Raw genomic sequence first — 19,447 nt, 5'->3', positions numbered from 1 at the left:
ATGAAAACGATGACATGTAAACAATTAGGCGGTGCCTGTGATGTAGAATTCAAAGGTAAGACTTTCCAGGAAATTGCCGAGCAAAGCAAAAAGCATGGTACCGAAATGTTTCAGCAAAAAGATGAGGCTCATTTAGAAGCCATGCAGGAAATGTCGGAAATGATGAACGATCCTGAGGCTATGCAAAAATGGATGGAAAAGAAGCGAAAGGAATTTGAGAACCTTCCCGAAAACTGATCATATTCTAATTCATAAAAAAAGGCCGATATCTCTCGATATCAGCCTTGGTAACTTTAAACTAACTGTTTCTACCAGTCACTTCCTGAATCTTCTTCCATATCACTTTCGTTGGAAGCAAGTGCTTTCTGAATACTTGGAGGCAGAATTATAGCGTCAATAACGTGTACTACACCGTTAGAAGCTTCAATATCAGCCATAGCAACATTAGCGCCATCAACTTTAACTTTACCATAGTTGATAGAAATCTCAGCTTTACTTCCTTCAACGGTTGTTGCCATCATGCCATCTTTTAAGTCGCCGGACATTACTTTGCCGGACACTACATGGTAGGTCAATACGGCTGTAAGCTTATCCTTATTCTCCGGTTTCAATAGCATTTCAAGAACACCTTCTGGAAGTGCTTCAAATGCTGCGTTGGTTGGTGCAAAGACCGTGAATGGTCCGTCACTTTGTAGCGTCTCTACTAACCCTGCTGCTTTAACGGCAGTTACAAGGGTTGAAAGATCATCGGTTGCGACAGCTAATTCTACAATATCACTGTCTTGCGCTTGTACGTTTGTCGAAAGAAGCATTGCAAATGTAAGTGCAAATACTCCCAATACTGATTTTAGTCTTCTCATGATGTTTTGATTTATTTATGATTGAATAGTCTGTCCGCATAAACCAAAACCGCTAACTTTCATTCCATTTTGAAAATTAAACTTCTCTCTTTTTACATCCTTTTAACCAACATAGCTACACTTTTTCTACCCTCTTCTGTCTCTTGAACGGCTACTTCACTGAAGCCCAGCGACTTATGGAACCCCATCGATTTTGGATTGGGTGGTTTGAGGTTTACTTCACAAGTAACCATCTGCTTGTCTGAGTTTCTAATTAAATGATCATATAATGCCGTTCCCAGTTTTTGCCCTCTGAACTCTTCCTTGATTGCGATGCGGTCTACATAATTGAAGTCGTCATAATTATCACAGAAGAACTTATAGTTCAAGCTTTGATAATCCAGCCCTTTCTGAAGCACAATCATAAAACCAGCTACTTCTGCTTCCACTTCTACAACCAAAAAAGGATTTGCATCATCCAGAAACCGCTTCATATCTGAAAGCTCCACGCTGCTTACATGCGGAACAGAGGCTTCATTTATTTCTAAAATTTTAGGGAGATCTTCCTGCTGAGCTTTTCTAATATTCATCTAAAAATAATTTGGTAATTGATTGCTGAAATTTCGACGTTCTCTAACCTAAATCAAACTAACAGTAATAGCCATTTATGGATTGTAAAGAATCTGACTTTCAACTTGATAACTCCGTGACCTACCTGAACTGTGCGTATATGTCGCCACAGCTAAAAAACGTGGAGCAGGCCGGACTACTCGGTGTTCAACGAAAACGGAATCCTTTCACTATTTCACCGGAGGAGTTTTTTGGAGAGACCGATACCCTTCGTGAAGAGTATGCCAAGCTTATTAATGCCAACGATCCAAAACGTATTGTAGTGATTCCTTCAGTTTCCTACGGAATGGCTAATGTGGCAAATAATGTAACGTTGTCCGAAGGAGATAATATCGTTGTTGTAGGTGAGCAGTTTCCGAGCAATGTTTACCCATGGCGATCTGTTGTGAAGGAAAAGGGTGGCGAGATTATCACTATTACTCCTCCTAAAGACACTGAGAATAGAGGCAAAACCTGGAATGAAAACATTCTGGATGCCATCAACGAAAAGACTAAGCTCGTAGCGGTAGGAAATATTCATTGGGCCGACGGAACCCTGTTTGATTTGAAAGCGATCCGGGAACGAACTAATGAAGTAGGCGCCTGGCTCGCTATTGACGGAACTCAGTCGGTTGGGGCACTCCCATTTGATGTCTCGGAAATTCAGCCTGATGCCTTAATCTGCGCCGGCTACAAATGGCTGATGGGGCCCTACTCAATCGGCCTAGCCTATTATGGACCTGCTTTAGATGATGGAAATCCAGTAGAGGAAAACTGGATTAACCGCTATGAAAGCGAAAATTTCGCCAATCTTGTAAACTATAATGATGAGTACCAGCCTGGTGCTTTGCGGTATGAAGTAGGCGAACACAGTAATTTCATTTTAGTGCCCATGATGCTGAAAGCTGTTCAACAGCTGAATCAGTGGGGCGTTGAGAATATTCAGGGATACTGCAAAAACCTGATTGCTGATTCTGTTAAAAGACTCCGCGAAGCCGGCTTCCATATTGAAGACGAAAATTACCGTGCCTCCCATTTGTTTGGAATACGCTTGGGCAAAAATCATGATATTGACCGAATCAAAAAGACCTTTGAAGAGCATAATATCTTAGTCTCTTTTCGCGGTGATTCTATTCGGGTTTCTCCCAATGTGTATAACACGCCAAAAGATATCGCAACTTTGACCGATGCGTTGCTTGGTGAGCTTTAGATAATTAAACAGTTTTGGGGTTTTATCTTTTTGTATTCGAACAGAAAACTTGTCATCCCCCAGCCGGTATTTATTCCAAGCCCTATACTCCGACCTCTCTAAATCTCTCCTTCTCAAGGAGAGATTTGTCCTAGCCTATTCATAGTATTTATGCCTAGTTAACGTATAGAGACCCTATAAACACGTCCTTCTCCTTGCGAAGGAGAAGACAGAAGAGGTCGGGATGCTTGATAAGCCCTTAAGGATAAATATTTAATCTCTCAGGATAACTAAGATGCGTTAACTAACAATAGTGTCACTGAATTATCTAACTTCTATGAGGATGACAAGTCTAAAAATTGAATTTCACCCAAAACAAAAAAGGCCAACTCAAACGAGTCAGCCTTTAATTTCTAAATAGGGTAAAACGGAGAATTAGTTACCGCTTACCATTGCTTTCATGTAATCTCTTCTCATTTCAGCGATTGCTGAAATCGAAATTCCCACCGGACAAACGGCTTCACACTCTGCATAGTTGGAGCAGTCTCCAAAGCCTTCTTCCTGCATTTGGTCAACCATATTCACCACCCGATCTTGTCGTTCAACTTCGCCCTGCGGTAGTTTGTTAAGGTGAGCAATCTTGGCGCCGGTAAACAAGGATGCCGAAGCATTTGGACAAGCGGCAACACAAGCTCCACAACCAATACAGGTAGCGTAATCAAAAGCCGCATCCGATTTTTCTTTCTCTATAGGAATGGCGTTTGCCTCAATTGCCGATCCAGTTTTCACTGAAACATATCCACCAGCCTCAATAATGCGGTCGAAAGCACTTCGGTCAACAACCAAATCCTTAATCACAGGGAAGGCTGTAGCTCTGGGTGGCTCGATAGTTACACTGTCACCGTCGTTATAATTTCTCATGTGCAACTGACAAGCAGCAACTTTAGCTTTTGGTCCATGAGCTTGTCCATTGATCACCAAATTACAAGAGCCGCAAATACCCTCGCGGCAATCATAATCGAATTCAACAGGCTCTTTGCCGTCCAGCATAAGCTCTTCGTTAAGCACGTCCAGCATTTCAAGGAAAGACATATGCTCGTTCACATTGTCGAGCGTATATTCTTCGAAATAGCCCTGAGCCTGCGGCCCATCTTGTTTCCAGTATTTTAAATGAATAGTCATTTCTTTGCTCATAATGTCTTCCTTATTTGTAACTACGTTGTTTTAGCTCAACGAATTCAAATTCAAGATTTTCTTTGTGAAGGGTTTCTTCCAGCTTACCGTTAACACCTTTGTATTCCCAAGCTGCTACGTAGGAATAATCTTCATCATTCCTTAAGGCTTCTCCTTCTTCTGTTTGATACTCTTCTCTGAGGTGACAACCAGCAGATTCTTCACGGTCGAGGGCATCAACTGCCATCAACTCAGCAAGTTCGAAGAAATCGGCAACACGTCCCGCAAATTCGAGATACTTGTTATAATTATTTTTCTCACCCGGTACGTATACATTCTCCCAGAATTCTTCTCTGAGAGCACGAATATCCTCGATTGCTGATTTCAATCCTTCTTCGTTTCGTGCTATACCAATACGGTCCCAAACAATCTTGCCAAGTTCTCTGTGAAACTGAACAATAGTCTTGTTTCCATTCACATTCAGAAGCTTGTCAATTTGAGATTGAGCTTCATTCTCAACTTTGGCAAATTCTTCATGATCAGTTCCATAGCGTTTACCCGGCTCTTTATCAGCCAGATAATTTCCGATGGTGTATGGCAATACAAAGTAACCGTCAGAAAGACCTTGCATCAAAGCACTTGCTCCAAGCCGGTTTGCTCCATGATCAGAAAAGTTTGCTTCTCCGGCCGCAAAAAGTCCCGGAATAGATGTCTGGAGATTGTAATCAACCCAAAGACCGCCCATTGTATAATGAACAGCCGGAAATATCTTCATTGGTTGTTCGTAAGGATTCTCTCCGGCGATGTTCTCATACATCTCAAAGAGGTTTCCGTAGCGGGATTCAATAGATTCTTTTCCGTCACGCTTAATCGCATCCCGGAAATCGAGATAAACAGCTAAGCCTGTTTCTCCCACTCCAAGTCCGTCATCACAAACATTTTTAGCATTTCTGGATGCCACATCACGCGGTACCAGGTTACCAAAACTTGGGTAACGCTCCTCGAGATAATAATATCTTTCCTCTTCGGGAATATCATTCGGATGTCGGTCATCCCCTTTTTTCTTCGGAACCCACACACGACCATCATTTCTCAAACTTTCACTCATAAGTGTCAGCTTGGATTGATAGTCACCGGAAACCGGAATACAAGTTGGGTGAACCTGCACATAACAAGGATTTGCAAAAGCAGCTCCACGTTTGTGAGCTCGCCAGGCAGCCGTTACGTTTGAATTTTTAGCATTCGTGGAAAGATAAAATACGTTTCCATAACCGCCTGTTGCTAGAACTACGGCATCTGCCTCCCAGCGATTCAGCTCACCGGAAACTAAGTCACGAGTTATAATTCCTCGAGCTTCGCCGTCAATCACAACCACATCCAGCATCTCGTGGCGCGGATGGTATTTGATATTCCCATTGTGAACCTGTCGCATCATGGCTTGGTAAGCACCTAAAAGAAGCTGCTGACCTGTTTGTCCACGTGCATAAAAAGTTCTCGATACCTGAGCTCCACCAAAAGAACGATTGGCTAGCAATCCACTATACTCACGAGCAAAGGGCACACCCTGAGCTACAGCTTGGTCAATAATTTCGTTTGAGACTTGAGACAGTCGATATACATTCGCCTCTCTTGAGCGATAGTCACCGCCTTTGATCGTATCGTAGAAAAGGCGCCAAATACTATCTCCATCATTCGGATAGTTTTTAGCTGCGTTGATCCCACCCTGAGCTGCAATACTGTGCGCACGCCGGGCTGAATCCTGTATACAGAAGCTTCTTACATTATAACCAAGCTCTGCAAAACTGGCTGCAGCAGCTCCACCGGCTAGTCCGGTACCGACTACAATAACTTCGTATTTCCGCTTGTTATTTGGGGCCACCAATTTGATATCTTTGATGTGCTTATCCCACTTCTCTTCTAACGGTCCGCCTGGTACTTTTGAATCTAATTTCATAATCCTAAATCTATAGTCTTAAATCTTTAATCTCTTAGTATGCGATTAGTGAACCCTGTCCGCCGGTAAGGAAAATGTACAGCGGGATAAAAATGAAGCCCAACATCAACACGATTGCAAAGATGTAAGCTCCGATCTGAACTTTCTTAGAAGTATCATTATGCTTCATTCCCAAGGAAGTGAATGCACTCCATGCACCATGTGACAGATGCAATATGACCATTGCTAAAACCGCAATGTATCCAAATACGATTAACGGCTTTTGGAACTCAGCAATAATTAAAGCTCGTAAGTCTCTGCCTTCAACTCCGCCTGCTGATTCTAGAATAGTGGTGCCTTCATCAGGGCTGAAAAGTCCATATTTGAAGTGCATGATGTGAAATACTAAAAACACCAGGATTATAGTCCCCGTCCAGATCATACTTTTAGAAGCCAGGGACTGATGACTCGGCCCGCCTTTAGTTTGATATCTGTCATACCCTTCTTTTCGGGCTTTCTTACGCTGACGCCAAATTGAAATACCTAAAATAGCGTGATACAAAAAGAAGAAAACTAAACCAGCTTCAATTACATATAGAAGAGGTCCCAGACTTTCGAGAGTGTAAGTGTAAACATTGAAAGCTTCCGGGCCTCCAAAAATTGTCAGGTTACCACCCAGGTGACCGATTAAGAAAATCATAAGACCAATACCAGTGATACCGGTCATTATTTTTCGGCCTACCTGAGAATTCAGTGCTTTTTTAAGAGAAGGCATGTACTTACGTCTTAGATAATTTCAAATTGTGTTATCAAAAACAGCTTTCAAACCCTGTTAGTTTCAGATTATATTGAAAATCAGGATTGTTTCCACTGCGCCGTGAAAATCGCTTTTTCCGCTCTGAATAACAAGGCAGATTCCTTCTAAATAGCTTAGACCTTGCAACACAATTTCTCTAATACCAATTAGCGCATTCGTTTGGCTTGATGTGAAGTGGCCGGGAAGAATCTTTTTTAACAAATATGATTTTAGTCGCTACTCCTGCTACCTTTGTTTTCCTCTAAATAGGATTTCATGTTTACCATAAAAAAATCATACGAAAGCAGTTTTCGTGAGCGAGGATCGAAGTTTCTCGGCTATTTATTCCCGGCTGACTCAGAAGAAGCTTTTGCTGCCGAACTTGATAAGCTCAAATCGAAATACCCGGATGCTACCCACCATTGCTATGGCTGGCGAATCAACCCGGCTCAACCTAAAGAGTTCAGTTCAGATGATGGCGAGCCTTCCGGTTCAGCCGGACTCCCTATCCTAAATCAGCTTAAATCTTTTGAAGTGGTGAATGCCGGGGTTGTCGTCGTTCGCTATTACGGCGGAACCAAGCTCGGTAAATCGGGACTAATTGAAGCATATGGCTTGGGAGCTCAGTCATGTTTAGAAAAAGCATCTTTAGTTTCTATTAAACCGGTACAACTCTTTGAAATCAACTATCCCTATCCGGAAGAGAATACCATTCAAAAACTGAAAAATGACTACGATCTGGAGATTTTAGAATCAGAATATTTGGAAAGTATCACCTTAAAAGTGGCTTGCCCCAAGAAATCAGCCCTTTATTTTGAAAGAGAAGTGGAAGGATTGGAGCACTTAAATATTACGTTCAAAAAACTTGAAGAGCATTTTATAGCCGACTAAGAATCTTAGTTATCAAACCCCTATTTTCTAAAAAAAGGAAGTCATGAAAATTTATACCAAGAAAGGCGACAGCGGTAATACATCACTATTTGGCGGACAGCGGGTTTCAAAAAGCTCAAAACGGATTGACTCGTACGGAACCGTAGATGAATTGAATTCCATCCTTGGAATGGCAACATCATTTGGCATATCAAAAAAGGGAGCTGAACTGCTTGAAACTGTACAGCAGCAACTTTTTGTGCTTGGAGCTGATTTAGCCACTCCACAAACGAAAGAAGTACGCATTAATCGAATTGGGGAAAGTGAGGTGAAATTTCTTGAAACTGCCATCGATGACATGGAAGAAACACTGGAGCCGCTCAAGAATTTCATTTTACCGGGCGGAGCACAAGCCGGAGCAACTTTACATTTTGCCCGTACGGTTTGTCGCAGAGCTGAACGCATAACCGTTGAGTGCCGACATGAGGAGGAAATTTCTGAAGTAGCAATTATGTATATCAATCGCCTTTCTGATTTTCTATTTGTACTGGCCCGCTACGAAAACAGTCAGGCCGGCACGGAAGAGAAAACCTGGATTCCGGAAAAATAAGCATGTCTCTAAGTAATAAAGCCAAAGCTTACATAAAGAAGCATCACCAAAAGAAAAGTGCTGCCGAGATTGCGGATGACCTCAACCAGGATGTTGAAGAAGTTCAGACTTATATAAATGAATTAAGTGAGCCTTTACCTTTCAAGAAGAAGGCGGCTTTTTACGCGATCACCGTTTCCATTCCCATTCTGTTCTTCGTGATTTTAGAAGTCGTGCTTCGAAGCGTGAATTACATGGGCAATACTGAGTTATTTATCGATCCTGAAATTCCTACCGATGAATATTACATGCCCAATCCAAATTTTGCGGCTCGCTATTTCTTTTATACTAAAACCATTCCAAATCCTTCATCCGACGTTTTCCTGCAAACCAAACCTGAAAATGCGTACCGGGTCTTTGCTCTTGGAGGTTCCAGTGCTGCCGGTTACCCCTTCGGTTATAACGGTACTTTTTCACGTGTGGTTGATGACGTCCTAAGCGATGCAATGCCCTCCCGAAATGTGGAAATTGTTAATGTGGCGACCTCCGCCATTAGCAGCTATACTCTTTTTGATCAGGTAGATGAAATTCTTGAGCATCAGCCTGATGCCATTATGATTTATGCGGGCCACAACGAATTCTACGGAGCTCTTGGAGTCGGCTCGAATGAGAATCTGGGCGGATTTCCCGGATTCGTCCGCTTTTATTTAAAACTACAGCGGTTTAAGACCTTTATGTTTTTGCGTGAAATGATTGTGAGTTCAGGCCAATGGTTGTCCAGCTTGGGAAGTAGTGAAGCCCCGGTAACAGGCACTTTGATGGAGCGTATCATCAGTGATCAGGCTATTGAGCTGAATGGCCCAAAGTATGAATTAGCGATGATTCAGTTTCGCAGCAATATGGAAGCGATCATTAAAAAACTTGAAGCAGAGGGTATTCCTGTTTACATCTCTACCATTGCCAGTAATGTTAAAGACCAGCAGCCTTTTGTGTCTATCCAGGATGATGAGCTCCCGGCCGCCAATGAAATTTTTAGTCAGGCTCAGCAGGCCTATACTTCCGGCGACACTGCTTCTGCCAAAGAACAATTCGAATACGCCAAAGACCTCGATGGTTTGAAATTTCGAGCACCTGCAGGCATCAATGAAATTATAGAATCCTTACCCAAAGATTTCCCAAACGTTCAGCTTGTAGAAACACATCAAGCCTATGAAAGTGCTTCACCGGATGGAATCATTGGCAACAACCTGATGCTTGAACACCTTCACCCCAACCACTCCGGTTACTTTTTAATGGGGAAAGTTTTTGCTGAATCACTGCTTTCAGATTTAGAAGATGAAGCAGTTATAAACGCAGATGAAATCGATTACGATGATTATTTTGATGAGATGCATTTGAGTGATTTTGACTACCGCATCGTCCATCATAGGTTAAGAACCTTAAAGCAGGGCTTCCCTTTTGTTATTGAAAATCAGCCCAGACCTTACCAGTTTGACTATGATCCGGAAGGGATTGTCGACAGTCTTGCTTTTGGAGTGGTTCATAAAAAAGAACGCTGGGATGCTTCAAAGGTGAAGCTCGCCAGATATTACGAACAAACCGATCAGATTGAGAAGTCACTTCTTGAATATTATGGCTTGATCCGCAATCAGCCTTGGAATGACTCTCCTTATGTATTTGCAGCCCGGCTTTATCTCGATAGAAATCGTTTTGACGAAGCCGAACCCTTTTTAAGAAAAGCCTACGAACTGGCACCCAGAGAATCTTTCACGACTAAAATGTTAGGGTCAATAGAATTGCAAAAGGGGAATGCAGAATCTGCGATTAAACTTCTTGAGGAATCACGACAATTAAATCCTGATGACACTCAAATGTTGTATAACTTATCCGGTGCCTACGGAACAAATCAAGAATTTGAAAAGGCGCTGGAAATAGCAAATCAGGTTGCTGATAAAAGTCCTAATTATCCGGGTATACAACAATGGATACGGCAACTCAATGGAATTATAAATTCAAAAAGAAATTAGATAAATGGCTTTAATGATCTCAGTATCGGGCATCCGGGGCATTTTCGGAACCGACCTCACCCCACAAAATTTAACCCGCTTTACAGCTGCTTATGGAACCTGGCTAAAAGGAGGAACGGTAGTTTTAGGCCGTGATTCCCGAGTGACAGGCAAAATATGCGAAGACATTATTGCAGCAACATTAGCCAGTGTTGGCTGTGATGTGATTAAAGTCGGCATCGTGCCTACCCCAACGGTTGCTATGGGCGTTTTAAAACATAAAGCGGCCGGTGGAATTATAATCTCTGCCAGTCACAATCCCGCGCAATGGAATGCCCTGAAGCTCCTGAATAACAAAAGTGAGTTTTTGGATGCCGATCAGGGTAATGAGGTGATCCGAATTTCAGAAAGCGAAGCCTTTGAATATCAGCCTTATGATAAAATTGGAGTGATTCGTGAAGACGATCAACTGCTTGATCATCACATCGACAAGATTTTGGCGCTCCCTTATATTAACGCAGACGAAATAGCGGCTAAGAATTTCTCCGTTGCTGTAGATGCCGTTAACGGTGCCGGTTCCGAAGCTATTCCACAACTATTGGATCGGCTCGGAGTAAAATCTGTGCATAAAATTCACTGCACTCCCAATGGTTTGTTTCCGCATAACCCCGAGCCTCTCCCTGAGCATCTCACCGAAATATGTGATTTGGTGAAAGAGAGTAAAGTTGATTTAGGCGTGGTTACCGACCCCGATGCCGACCGTCTGGCATTAGTAGATGATACCGGCAAGCTTTTTGGTGAAGAATACACACAGGCCGCAGCATTTGATTTCATTCTTTCTAAACATCCCGGTGCTTGTGCTACGAACCTATCTTCCTCGCGAGTTTCAGATGATGTAGCAAGGGAATATGGCCAAACCTGTTATCGCTCTGCTGTTGGTGAGATCAATGTTGTGAAAGTGATGCAGGAACAAAATGCGGTGATTGGCGGAGAAGGAAATGGTGGCGTGATTTGCCCTGACCTTCATTATGGCCGTGATGCTTTAGCCGGTATTGCAATCATCCTGCAATTATTAGCCGAAAAAGGAATGAGTTCCTCAGAATACCGCGCTACCCTACCTGATTATTACATGAGCAAGAACAAAATTCAGCTGGATGAATTGGGCAAAGATGCTGATGAAGTGCTGGAAATGGTAAAAGAGCATTTCTCAAGTTTGAAGCCAAACACTATTGATGGCGTAAAGATTGATTTTGCGGAAGGTTGGGTTCACCTGCGGAAATCAAACACCGAACCGATCATTCGTATTTATTCAGAAGGGAAATCGCCCGAAGCAGCCAAAGCGTTTGCCGGCAAGATTTTTGATTTGTTGAAGTAAATAGAGTCTTCTAACTAGAAATTTTAATAGGCTTCCTAAAAAGGACTTTTAAAAAAAAATCAATTTGAATTACTCTTTGGTTTGTTGAGGTATGATTAATCATTTTCTAAGCCTCTACATGGAACGGAAATAAAGCTTCATAGCTTTTGATAAACAGATCAAAAATCACAAATAATAATCTAAAGCACAGAAATGCTTACCTGGAAAGATCTCAAAGAATTTGCAAAAAACGGTAATCCTGAACCACCACGTACCGTTTCAAAATCTAAAGATGAATGGAAAGAACAGCTGACTGAAGAGCAGTTTGCCATCACCCGATTAAAAGGTACCGAACGCCCTGGGTCCAGTGATATGTGCTACCGTTTTGATCCCGGCTTGTATGCGTGCACTTGCTGTGGCACTGAGCTTTTTGATGGGAATGAGAAGTTCGAAAGCAGTTCCGGCTGGCCTTCATTTACACAGCCTGTTAAGGAAAATGCCGTAAAGTATGAGATGGATACCTCTCATGGAATGGTACGCATTGAGGCACTTTGCAATGTTTGTGATGCCCACCTTGGTCATGTTTTTCCAGACGGCCCCGAACCCAGCGGATTACGCTATTGCATGAATGCAGTAAGCCTTGAATTGGTGGAAGAAGCCTAAATTCCTATCACTAATATTACCAAGGGTTTTCTAAGTCTTCTTTAGTATAGGTGTGCTCTCTGAAGTTAAACATGCTTCCCTTTTTGTCTTTAAGGAGCAAGGGGTCGTTTCCAAATAAACGAAACAGTAAGGCGATTGGAGTTACGATCAGGTAGTAAACAAGGGAAAGCAAAACCCTTGAGTTAAACCAGCCCAAAACCTCCGCCAGCTTATACCAAGCCCAAACTATTCGATTGCCAACAGCAGGGATAAAAGATCCCAACCCCACTAATAGCGATATATAAACAAGGGTATCGCTCTGGAAAAAAGCCGCAAATACCAATAACCCGGTTACAATCACCAACTGCGTTTTTGGTGTTGCCGGGTCATCTTCGATAAACTCCAGTGAGCGAGGTTCTAACATCTTAAAAGAGGGTATAAATAAATGGTGCGATGGATGAACCGCCTCCAATCACGATTAAGAAGCCTAACAATAGAAGTACAACGATTACCGGCGCTAACCAGAATTTCTTCCGTTGCTTCATGAAGTTCCATAAATCTTTCAGTGTTTCCATCTATCTCGTTTCATTATTTTTTCTTGCCACTATTCGCTCCGACGCAGAGCGTCACGAGCGAGGCGGGCCAATTAATATCAGGCTCTGGTTCCGCACGCTCCGCGTCGGAACCAATACTACCAGCACGTCAGTCTTTATCAAACGTAATTTTTTTCTTCCACTCAGGCTGACTTTCCTTGGCAAAAACATACTCACCAATAACCAGATAATCCATTTCTGTATTCATAAAACATTTGTAGGCGTCATCCGGACTACAAACAATGGGCTCACCACGTACATTAAAACTGGTATTAACGACCATCCCAACCCCGGTTTTTTCTTTGAAGGCATTCAAAAGCTTCCAATACCTGGGATTTGTTTCTTTGTGAACCGTTTGGATTCGTGCTGAAAAATCTATGTGGGTAATAGCCGGAAAGGTTGAACGCTCATAAGCCAGCTTTTCGCGAAGAGGCATCGAATGATAGTTCTCAGGCAATTCCTTAAGATGATCCTCTTTCACTTCCTGAACCAAAAGCATATACGGAGAATCTGATTTCATCTTAAAATACTGCTCCGCATCTTCTGCTAAAACGGATGGCGCAAAAGGCCGGAATGACTCCCGGTATTTAATTTTCAGGTTAAGCTTTTTCTGCATATCGGGATTTCGGGGATCACCCAAAATTGAACGACCACCTAAAGCTCTGGGGCCAAACTCCATCCGACCCTGAAACCAGCCAACTACATTCCCCTCATCCAGCCAGCCGGAAACTTTAGGATACAATTCGGATTCATCCAGCTTTTCATAAACCGGTTTATATTTTTTGAGCTGTTGCAGGATTTCAAACTCATGGAATTCAGGCCCAAGGTATGAACCTTGCATAGCATCCGGTTTCTCCGGCTTCCGGTCATTTCCAAAATAAATATGGTGAGCAGCAAGAGCAGCACCAACGGAACCACCAGCGTCACCTGCCGCGGGCTGAATATAAATTTCATCAAAAATACCCTCGTTCTGAATCACACCATTCGCCACACAATTTAAGGCAACACCACCGGCAAGACATAAATTTTTAGACCCGGTAAGTCTTTGAGCCTCTTTCGCCATTTTAAGTACCACTTCTTCCGTCACCTTCTGAATGGCCAATGCAAGGTCAGCTTCATGTTGCTGAAGTTCAGCTTCATCTTCCCTTCTAGAGAAACCGAATAACTGCTCCCACTTTTTGTCCTTCACCATCCTGAGGCCGGTCGCATAACTAAAGTAATCCTGATTCAGGTAAATCGAACCATCTTCATTTACTTCGATGAGCTCAGTTTTAATTTTGGAGATATAATCATCCAGATTCTTGGATTTTGGGTTACCGTACGGAGCCAATCCCATCAGTTTATACTCACCTGAATTCACTCGAAAACCTAAATAATAGGTGAAAGCAGAATACAGGAGACCCAGCGAATGCGGAAAACTCAGTTCCCGCTGAATCGTTATTTCTGTTCCTTTTGCCGAACAGATTGAAGCCGTTGCCCACTCTCCCACGCCATCGACAGTGAGAATTGCGGCTTCTTCGAAAGGTGAAGGATAAAATGCACTTGCTGCATGGCTAAGGTGGTGCTCCGGGAATAGCAGCTTTAATTTACTTTTGTCGTATTCCCCGATTTTAGCGAGCTCTTCGTGCATTACCCGCTTCATGAACATCTTCTCTTTCAGCCAAACAGGCATTGCAGCTATGAAAGACCTTACCCCCTTTGGAGCAAATGAGAGATAGGTTTCCAACAGGCGTTCAAACTTCAGCAGGGGCTTATCATAGAACGCGAGAGCATCCAATTCGTCGATCGTAACTCCTGCAAAGTCAAGACAGTACTTAACGGCATTGCTTGGAAAAGACTCGTCTTGCTTTTTACGGGTGAATCGCTCCTCTTGTGCAGCGGCTAGAACCTTGCCATCCCGAATGATACATGCGGCGGAGTCGTGATAAAAAGCTGAAATTCCGAGAATCGTCATATGCGTAATTGAATGGCTGTGAAGATAATAAAAGTCTTCTATCATTCATGAGTTTTATTAAAGTGATTCCTGACAGAATCCCAAAGTTTTTAAAGGGGATATACTTTTGTATTTTCTCGCTCAATTTTCATCATCAAGATTATCATGATTATATCAATGACCGGCTTTGGGCGTGGCGAAGCTTCTGAAAATGGCATCACGTCTACGGTTGAAATCAAATCACTTAATAGCCGCTATCTTGACCTTAGCATTCGACTTCCTCAACGTCTTCAGGACAAGGAACTGGAAGTGAAAGAGCTCGTCCAAAAAACGGTTAACCGTGGTAAGCTAAATATCACTGTTTATATTTCTGAATCTGAAACCGGTGAACCAGCAATGCGGATTGATGAAAAAAAGGTTAAAGGATATTCTAAAATCCTGAACAACCTCAGAGAAGCCGCCGGAATTTCTGATCCGATTACGATTAAAGATATCACTCAATTTAACGATGTCTTCATCAATGAAGAAGAGGATGAGGAAACCATAGAGCAAAAATGGAATGTTGCTGAAAAAGCATTGCAACAAGCCGTTGAGTCTCTGCTGAAAATGCGGACTCAGGAAGGATCACAGCTGAAAAATGATTTGGTTGACCGAATTGAATTTATTGAAGACAATCTAGAAATCATTACCAAAGAAACTGCCGGACGTGCCGAAGATGCTCGGGATAAACTACTCGAACGCATCAATAATCTGATTGAAGAAGATAAAATTGATCCCGAACGGTTAGAGCTTGAAGTTGCCGTTCTTGTGGATAAGATGGATGTCACGGAGGAAATTGTACGCCTTCGATCACACCTTAAGTTCTTTATTGAAGCGGTCGATCAACCCGAACCGGCCGGCCGCCGACTCAATTTCCTTACCCAGGAAATTAATCGCGAGTTAAATACCATCGGCTCCAAAGCAAATAATTCTGAAATTGCTCAATACGTAGTTAAATGCAAAGAAGCCCTGGAGCAAATCCGCGAACAAGTACAAAATGTCGAGTAAATAGATTTTAGTATTGAGTAGTGAGATTTGAGAGAACTTGAATCTCAAATCTCACTACTCACATCTCACTACTATTATGAAAAAAGGTAAAGTCATCATACTTGTGGCACCCAGCGGAAGTGGTAAAACTACCCTGGCGCGCAGACTTTTTAAGGATTTCGAAGACCTGAAGTTTTCTGTTTCAGCTACTACTCGTCCGCCGAGAGAAGGTGAAATTGACAAAAAGCACTATTACTTCCTCTCAAACGATGATTTTGAAAGAAAAGTCGCTGATGGAGCTTTTCTGGAATGGGAAGAATTCTATGGTGGAAAGAAATATGGCACCTTGCGTTCAGAAGTTGATAAAAAACTAAATTCAGGCTATTTTGTTCTGCTTGATATCGAAGTAAAAGGTGCTGTAAATATTAACAAGATTTATGGCGATGAATGCCTCAGCTTATTTATCAAGCCACCTTCCATCGAGGTTTTAAAGCAACGGCTTATTGACCGTGGCACAGAAGACGATGAAACCCTTGCACTCCGTTTAGAACGGGCAAGAAAAGAACTTACTTACGCTGATCGATTTGATCAGGTTATTATTAATGACGATTTGGATACAGCTTACGATGAAGTAAAAAAAGCTGTTCTCAAATTCATGAATCAAAATTGAACATATGTCAGTCCAAACATTAGACATTGAGAAGCTTAAATTCAAAACAGGTAACAAATATGAGTTGCTTGTAATCCTTTCTAAAAGAGCCCGACAGATTGCTGCTCAGGAAAAATTAGAGCTGGACGAAAAACTCCAGTATTTCGAAGGATTTGAAGAAGAAGATGAGTTCTCTTTCAACGAAGAGCAGGAGAATATCTCCAAAGCATTCGAAAAACTTCCACACGCTACACAGCGTTCTATTGTGGAGATGCAGGAAGATTTAATCTATTACCGACATCCTGAGAAAGAAGAGGATTAATTATGCTCTCCGGTAAGCGCATCATTCTTGGTGTTACCGGAGGAATTGCAGCTTATAAAGCTGCTTTTTTACTAAGAGAATTTCAAAAAGCGGGAGCTGAAGTCCGTGTCACCATGACACCCTCGGCCACCCGCTTTGTTGGTTTAGAAACTTTTGCTTCCCTTTCCGGTCATGAAGTAGCAGTAGATATCTTCCCAGAACAAGGCAAATCCGGCGATTGGACCCGACACATCAACTGGGGAGAATGGGCTGATCTTTTTGTAGTTGCTCCCTGTACCGCGAATACGCTCTCCAAGATTTCCAACGGCATTTCTGATAACATGCTTACAAGCACTGTTCTCGCAGCCAGGTGTCCCCTGCTGATTTGCCCGACTATGGATGGCGAGATGTATGAATCGCCGGGAGTTTCAGAAAACTTGGAGAAAGTCGGGAAGCACGGATACCATACTTTAGAACCAGAAAGCGGATATTTAGCCAGTGGGTTGGAAGGGAAAGGACGACTTCCTGAAATAGACCAAATTCTCAAGAAATCTTCGGAGATCATTGGTTCAGTCAAAGGTCCATTAGAAGGAAAAAAAGTTTTAGTTACCGCCGGACCAACACGTGAACACATTGATCCGGTTCGGTACATTTCCAATCCTAGCTCCGGGAAAATGGGAGTGGCAATGGCCCAGGCTGCTCAAAATTTGGGTGCGGATGTTACGCTTATCCATGGCCCCTTATCGGTTTCTAAGCCGGAAGGCATTCATACTGTGAGCATCACTAGTACTGCTGATCTGTTTGAAGCTGTGAAAAAATATAAGGAAAGTGACGTGATTATAATGGCAGCCGCTGTTTCCGACTTTACTCCTACCGAAGTTCACGATAACAAAGTAAAGAAATCTAAGGGCGAAAGTGAAATCAAGCTCAAGCAGACGCAAGATATTTTAGCCTGGTTGGGAGCTCACAAAAAAGAAGGCCAAACACTGATCGGCTTTGCCATGGAAACCGAGAACCTGATCGAAAACGCCACTTCAAAGCTCAATAAGAAGAATGCAGATTTCATCATCGCCAATTCCTTAAGCGAAGCAGGCTCAGGCTTTGAATCCGATACCAACACTGTTCATCTATTAGGAAAGGATTCAGACCAAAAATTTCAGGGCCCCAAAAAAGACATCGCTATAGAGATCCTGAATACCATTTTTCGAGTTGATTAATTGAGAGTTGATAGGGTGATGATTTCATAAAATCACTTTATCACCCTATCAACTTTCAACCTTTAATCCCCAACCATCCACTTATACACCCGGTAGGTCTTGCCAATTTTACAGCCCATTGCTTCCAGGCTTCTTCGCATAATCCAGTTCTTTTCGCTCACAAAGCCGCCTTCCAAAATCTTTAGGTTTGGATAGTGCTTTTTTGTCCAGCGGTGCCCTTCTGCAAAAATGAGCGCTTCCAATCCCTTTCCTCTGAATCTAGGATCTGTGCCAAAGGCTAGCGGTCGGAATTTATGAGCCCTTTTCTTGAAACCGAGCAAATGATAGAGCTGCCACCACTTTAAAGTACCCCCCGTTTTTGCTGAAATTTCATGTAGATCAGGAACGCTTACCAGGAAAGAAGCCGGCTCACCATTCACAAACGCAATGGGTGATGTTCCCGGCATCAGGACTGGCTTCAGCTTCTTAATCATATGGCGGATCGTCTCTCTGCTAATCCCGATAAATTCCTCTTCCCGTTCCTGTACTATTTGGTTACTGAATGCACGGTTATAAATCTGGCGTATTATTTCTCCGTCGCGCTCTAAATTCTTTTTATCAATTGGGCGGACTTCAATACGATCTCTGGCTTTCAAACGGTCAGTAATCTTCAACAATCGCTCCGGCAAACCCTGTTCCATCTCAAGTTGATACATGTACACATCATCAAATTTTTCGGGCTGAGTGGCTTCGATCTGCTTTTCATAATACTCCTGATGATAGAGCATGCCATATACGTTATGGTCTTCAAACCCATCGATCAAAATTCCCCAAAATGTATCGTTTTCTCCAAAGTTGATCGGCCCACGAAAGCCTGAATAACCTCTATCTTGATGCCATTCTTTTGCGAAATCGATTATCGCCTCACCTATCCCGGGCTTATTAGACATTTCAATGAACCCGATTCCGCCAAGCTTCGGGTCATATCGTTCGTCTTTTTCGGGATCAACAAATACCGCAAACCGTCCGACTACCTCTTCCCCATCAAGCACTAAAAAGCGCTCGCACTCCCCTCCTTTTTGAAACCGCTCATTTTTTTGGGGATCAAATACATTCTCAATTTCAAACCGGAAAGGTGGCCGGTACCAATGGTTGCCCTCATTCAACCTTGCAGGAAGTGCATGAAAAGCGTTTATATGTTCTTGTGTATCAATTTTTTGGATCTGAAAAGACATATCCTTTTTCGGCAGAAGTTTATAGATTCAGATGGAAGGTAAATCTCTGAAATAAAGAACCCAACTCCGGTTTATGTTCAAGAAGAATAACGGAAAGAAAATCATCACCGGCTTATTGGTATTATCATGTGCAGTGAGCGGAATCATTCTCTCGGCTTCATCTCCTTACAAAAATGAGCGGCTTCAAGATGGTCAACAGCTGGATTCCTTAATTCAGCTCCATATGCAGGAAGCTCGAATTCTTCCTGAACAGTTTCGCGTTCGAAGTGTAAGAATTGATACCATCTTTACCCGAAAAGAATATCGGATTGAAGTCCCCAGCCGTTTTTCGAAAACTCTTTTTCATCTGAATTTAGATAAATCACTGGATCGCTTTGAGATGGATACCCCCGCAAAGGTTCATTTTCCCTCCCGAGATATGGACATCTATGTATATAGTAATGGAACCGTGCTTCGGTCAATTCGCTTGACCACTGAACCAGAACTCGACAGTCTTTACACCGAAGAAAATTAA

General features: G+C 42.6%; 21 protein-coding genes. 12 read left to right on the top strand and 9 right to left on the bottom strand.

Annotation, left to right across the window (positions count from 1 at the left end; translation table 11 throughout):
* Window positions 1-237: a DUF1059 domain-containing protein gene (locus CL667_06790; GenBank protein MAL17400.1), complete on the top strand. Its 237-nt coding sequence runs from the start codon at window positions 1-3 to the stop codon at window positions 235-237.
* Window positions 238-308: 71 nt separating this feature from the next.
* Here the strand turns inward: CL667_06790 and CL667_06785 are convergent, their stop codons facing one another.
* Both CL667_06785 and CL667_06780 read right to left on the bottom strand, forming a co-directional pair.
* Window positions 309-860 (bottom strand): fasciclin, encoded by a 552-nt coding sequence (locus CL667_06785; GenBank protein ID MAL17399.1) that lies wholly within the window; start codon window positions 858-860, stop codon window positions 309-311.
* 92 nt (window positions 861-952) lie between these two features.
* The gene (locus tag CL667_06780; GenBank protein MAL17398.1) at window positions 953-1,429 is read right to left on the bottom strand and encodes a GNAT family N-acetyltransferase; all 477 of its coding nucleotides are present in this window, start codon (window positions 1,427-1,429) and stop codon (window positions 953-955) included.
* A 77-nt stretch (window positions 1,430-1,506) separates the two neighbouring features.
* Between CL667_06780 and CL667_06775 the strand changes: the two genes are divergently transcribed.
* Window positions 1,507-2,658: an aminotransferase gene (locus CL667_06775; GenBank protein ID MAL17397.1), complete on the top strand. Its 1,152-nt coding sequence runs from the start codon at window positions 1,507-1,509 to the stop codon at window positions 2,656-2,658.
* A gap of 414 nt (window positions 2,659-3,072) precedes the next feature.
* Here CL667_06775 and CL667_06770 read toward each other — a convergent pair whose 3' ends face one another.
* The 4 genes from CL667_06770 to CL667_06755 form a co-directional block, all read right to left on the bottom strand.
* Window positions 3,073-3,831 (bottom strand): succinate dehydrogenase, encoded by a 759-nt coding sequence (locus CL667_06770; protein ID MAL17396.1) that lies wholly within the window; start codon window positions 3,829-3,831, stop codon window positions 3,073-3,075.
* Window positions 3,832-3,841: 10 nt separating this feature from the next.
* Window positions 3,842-5,764, bottom strand: a complete 1,923-nt coding sequence (sdhA, locus tag CL667_06765) for a succinate dehydrogenase flavoprotein subunit (protein MAL17395.1) — start codon at window positions 5,762-5,764, stop codon at window positions 3,842-3,844.
* A gap of 34 nt (window positions 5,765-5,798) precedes the next feature.
* Entirely contained in the window at window positions 5,799-6,518 is a 720-nt protein-coding gene (locus CL667_06760; GenBank protein ID MAL17394.1) for a hypothetical protein, read from the bottom strand.
* 63 nt (window positions 6,519-6,581) lie between these two features.
* Window positions 6,582-6,761 carry a hypothetical protein gene (locus CL667_06755; GenBank protein ID MAL17393.1) on the bottom strand — a complete coding sequence of 60 codons (180 nt, stop codon included), beginning with the start codon at window positions 6,759-6,761 and terminating at the stop codon, window positions 6,582-6,584.
* Window positions 6,762-6,815: 54 nt separating this feature from the next.
* Here CL667_06755 and CL667_06750 point away from each other — a divergent pair, with 54 nt between their 5' ends.
* The 5 genes from CL667_06750 (at window position 6,816) to msrB (ending at window position 12,021) form a co-directional block, all read left to right on the top strand.
* Window positions 6,816-7,430: a hypothetical protein gene (locus CL667_06750; protein ID MAL17392.1), complete on the top strand. Its 615-nt coding sequence runs from the start codon at window positions 6,816-6,818 to the stop codon at window positions 7,428-7,430.
* Window positions 7,431-7,473: 43 nt separating this feature from the next.
* On the top strand, window positions 7,474-8,019 hold the full coding sequence (locus CL667_06745) for an ATP:cob(I)alamin adenosyltransferase (protein ID MAL17391.1): 546 nt from the start codon (window positions 7,474-7,476) through the stop codon (window positions 8,017-8,019).
* A 2-nt stretch (window positions 8,020-8,021) separates the two neighbouring features.
* Window positions 8,022-10,025, top strand: a complete 2,004-nt coding sequence (locus CL667_06740; GenBank protein MAL17390.1) for a hypothetical protein — start codon at window positions 8,022-8,024, stop codon at window positions 10,023-10,025.
* A gap of 4 nt (window positions 10,026-10,029) precedes the next feature.
* Entirely contained in the window at window positions 10,030-11,379 is a 1,350-nt protein-coding gene (gene glmM / locus CL667_06735; GenBank protein ID MAL17389.1) for a phosphoglucosamine mutase, read from the top strand.
* A 192-nt stretch (window positions 11,380-11,571) separates the two neighbouring features.
* Window positions 11,572-12,021, top strand: a complete 450-nt coding sequence (msrB, locus tag CL667_06730) for a peptide-methionine (R)-S-oxide reductase (protein ID MAL17388.1) — start codon at window positions 11,572-11,574, stop codon at window positions 12,019-12,021.
* Window positions 12,022-12,037: 16 nt separating this feature from the next.
* Here the strand turns inward: msrB and CL667_06725 are convergent, their stop codons facing one another.
* Together CL667_06725 and CL667_06720 are read right to left on the bottom strand one after the other, a co-directional pair.
* A complete protein-coding gene (locus tag CL667_06725; GenBank protein ID MAL17387.1) occupies window positions 12,038-12,424 on the bottom strand; it encodes a hypothetical protein in 387 nt (128 codons plus the stop codon).
* 278 nt (window positions 12,425-12,702) lie between these two features.
* A complete protein-coding gene (locus CL667_06720; GenBank protein MAL17386.1) occupies window positions 12,703-14,547 on the bottom strand; it encodes a hypothetical protein in 1,845 nt (614 codons plus the stop codon).
* Between the two features lie 156 nt (window positions 14,548-14,703).
* Between CL667_06720 and CL667_06715 the strand changes: the two genes are divergently transcribed.
* From CL667_06715 to coaBC, 4 genes are all read left to right on the top strand, one after another.
* The gene (locus CL667_06715; protein ID MAL17385.1) at window positions 14,704-15,573 is read left to right on the top strand and encodes a YicC family protein; all 870 of its coding nucleotides are present in this window, start codon (window positions 14,704-14,706) and stop codon (window positions 15,571-15,573) included.
* A 76-nt stretch (window positions 15,574-15,649) separates the two neighbouring features.
* Window positions 15,650-16,222 (top strand): guanylate kinase, encoded by a 573-nt coding sequence (locus CL667_06710; protein MAL17384.1) that lies wholly within the window; start codon window positions 15,650-15,652, stop codon window positions 16,220-16,222.
* Between the two features lie 4 nt (window positions 16,223-16,226).
* Window positions 16,227-16,523 (top strand): DNA-directed RNA polymerase subunit omega, encoded by a 297-nt coding sequence (locus CL667_06705; GenBank protein ID MAL17383.1) that lies wholly within the window; start codon window positions 16,227-16,229, stop codon window positions 16,521-16,523.
* Between the two features lie 2 nt (window positions 16,524-16,525).
* Window positions 16,526-17,719, top strand: a complete 1,194-nt coding sequence (gene coaBC / locus CL667_06700) for a bifunctional phosphopantothenoylcysteine decarboxylase/phosphopantothenate--cysteine ligase CoaBC (GenBank protein MAL17382.1) — start codon at window positions 16,526-16,528, stop codon at window positions 17,717-17,719.
* 62 nt (window positions 17,720-17,781) lie between these two features.
* Here coaBC and CL667_06695 read toward each other — a convergent pair whose 3' ends face one another.
* Window positions 17,782-18,933 (bottom strand): hypothetical protein, encoded by a 1,152-nt coding sequence (locus CL667_06695; GenBank protein MAL17381.1) that lies wholly within the window; start codon window positions 18,931-18,933, stop codon window positions 17,782-17,784.
* Window positions 18,934-19,006: 73 nt separating this feature from the next.
* Here CL667_06695 and CL667_06690 point away from each other — a divergent pair, with 73 nt between their 5' ends.
* Window positions 19,007-19,447, top strand: a complete 441-nt coding sequence (locus CL667_06690) for a hypothetical protein (GenBank protein MAL17380.1) — start codon at window positions 19,007-19,009, stop codon at window positions 19,445-19,447.

The organism is Balneola sp. (assembly GCA_002694685.1).
Taxonomy (GTDB): Bacteria; Bacteroidota; Rhodothermia; order Balneolales; family Balneolaceae; genus Gracilimonas.
The sequence above is the reverse complement of the archived record's forward strand: the minus strand, read 5'-3'. Positions and strand labels throughout refer to the sequence as shown.

What these genes read in the sequence shown, in the direction of transcription:
- CL667_06790 (MAL17400.1), top strand. Translation starts at nt 1, where the DNA reads ATGAAAACGATGACATGTAAACAATTAGGCGGTGCCTGTGATGTAGAA.
- CL667_06785 (MAL17399.1), bottom strand. Translation starts at nt 860, where the DNA reads ATGAGAAGACTAAAATCAGTATTGGGAGTATTTGCACTTACATTTGCA.
- CL667_06780 (MAL17398.1), bottom strand. Translation starts at nt 1,429, where the DNA reads ATGAATATTAGAAAAGCTCAGCAGGAAGATCTCCCTAAAATTTTAGAA.
- CL667_06775 (MAL17397.1), top strand. Translation starts at nt 1,507, where the DNA reads ATGGATTGTAAAGAATCTGACTTTCAACTTGATAACTCCGTGACCTAC.
- CL667_06770 (MAL17396.1), bottom strand. Translation starts at nt 3,831, where the DNA reads ATGAGCAAAGAAATGACTATTCATTTAAAATACTGGAAACAAGATGGG.
- sdhA (MAL17395.1), bottom strand. Translation starts at nt 5,764, where the DNA reads ATGAAATTAGATTCAAAAGTACCAGGCGGACCGTTAGAAGAGAAGTGG.
- CL667_06760 (MAL17394.1), bottom strand. Translation starts at nt 6,518, where the DNA reads ATGCCTTCTCTTAAAAAAGCACTGAATTCTCAGGTAGGCCGAAAAATA.
- CL667_06750 (MAL17392.1), top strand. Translation starts at nt 6,816, where the DNA reads ATGTTTACCATAAAAAAATCATACGAAAGCAGTTTTCGTGAGCGAGGA.
- CL667_06745 (MAL17391.1), top strand. Translation starts at nt 7,474, where the DNA reads ATGAAAATTTATACCAAGAAAGGCGACAGCGGTAATACATCACTATTT.
- CL667_06740 (MAL17390.1), top strand. Translation starts at nt 8,022, where the DNA reads ATGTCTCTAAGTAATAAAGCCAAAGCTTACATAAAGAAGCATCACCAA.
- glmM (MAL17389.1), top strand. Translation starts at nt 10,030, where the DNA reads ATGGCTTTAATGATCTCAGTATCGGGCATCCGGGGCATTTTCGGAACC.
- msrB (MAL17388.1), top strand. Translation starts at nt 11,572, where the DNA reads ATGCTTACCTGGAAAGATCTCAAAGAATTTGCAAAAAACGGTAATCCT.
- CL667_06725 (MAL17387.1), bottom strand. Translation starts at nt 12,424, where the DNA reads ATGTTAGAACCTCGCTCACTGGAGTTTATCGAAGATGACCCGGCAACA.
- CL667_06720 (MAL17386.1), bottom strand. Translation starts at nt 14,547, where the DNA reads ATGACGATTCTCGGAATTTCAGCTTTTTATCACGACTCCGCCGCATGT.
- CL667_06715 (MAL17385.1), top strand. Translation starts at nt 14,704, where the DNA reads ATGACCGGCTTTGGGCGTGGCGAAGCTTCTGAAAATGGCATCACGTCT.
- CL667_06710 (MAL17384.1), top strand. Translation starts at nt 15,650, where the DNA reads ATGAAAAAAGGTAAAGTCATCATACTTGTGGCACCCAGCGGAAGTGGT.
- CL667_06705 (MAL17383.1), top strand. Translation starts at nt 16,227, where the DNA reads ATGTCAGTCCAAACATTAGACATTGAGAAGCTTAAATTCAAAACAGGT.
- coaBC (MAL17382.1), top strand. Translation starts at nt 16,526, where the DNA reads ATGCTCTCCGGTAAGCGCATCATTCTTGGTGTTACCGGAGGAATTGCA.
- CL667_06695 (MAL17381.1), bottom strand. Translation starts at nt 18,933, where the DNA reads ATGTCTTTTCAGATCCAAAAAATTGATACACAAGAACATATAAACGCT.
- CL667_06690 (MAL17380.1), top strand. Translation starts at nt 19,007, where the DNA reads ATGTTCAAGAAGAATAACGGAAAGAAAATCATCACCGGCTTATTGGTA.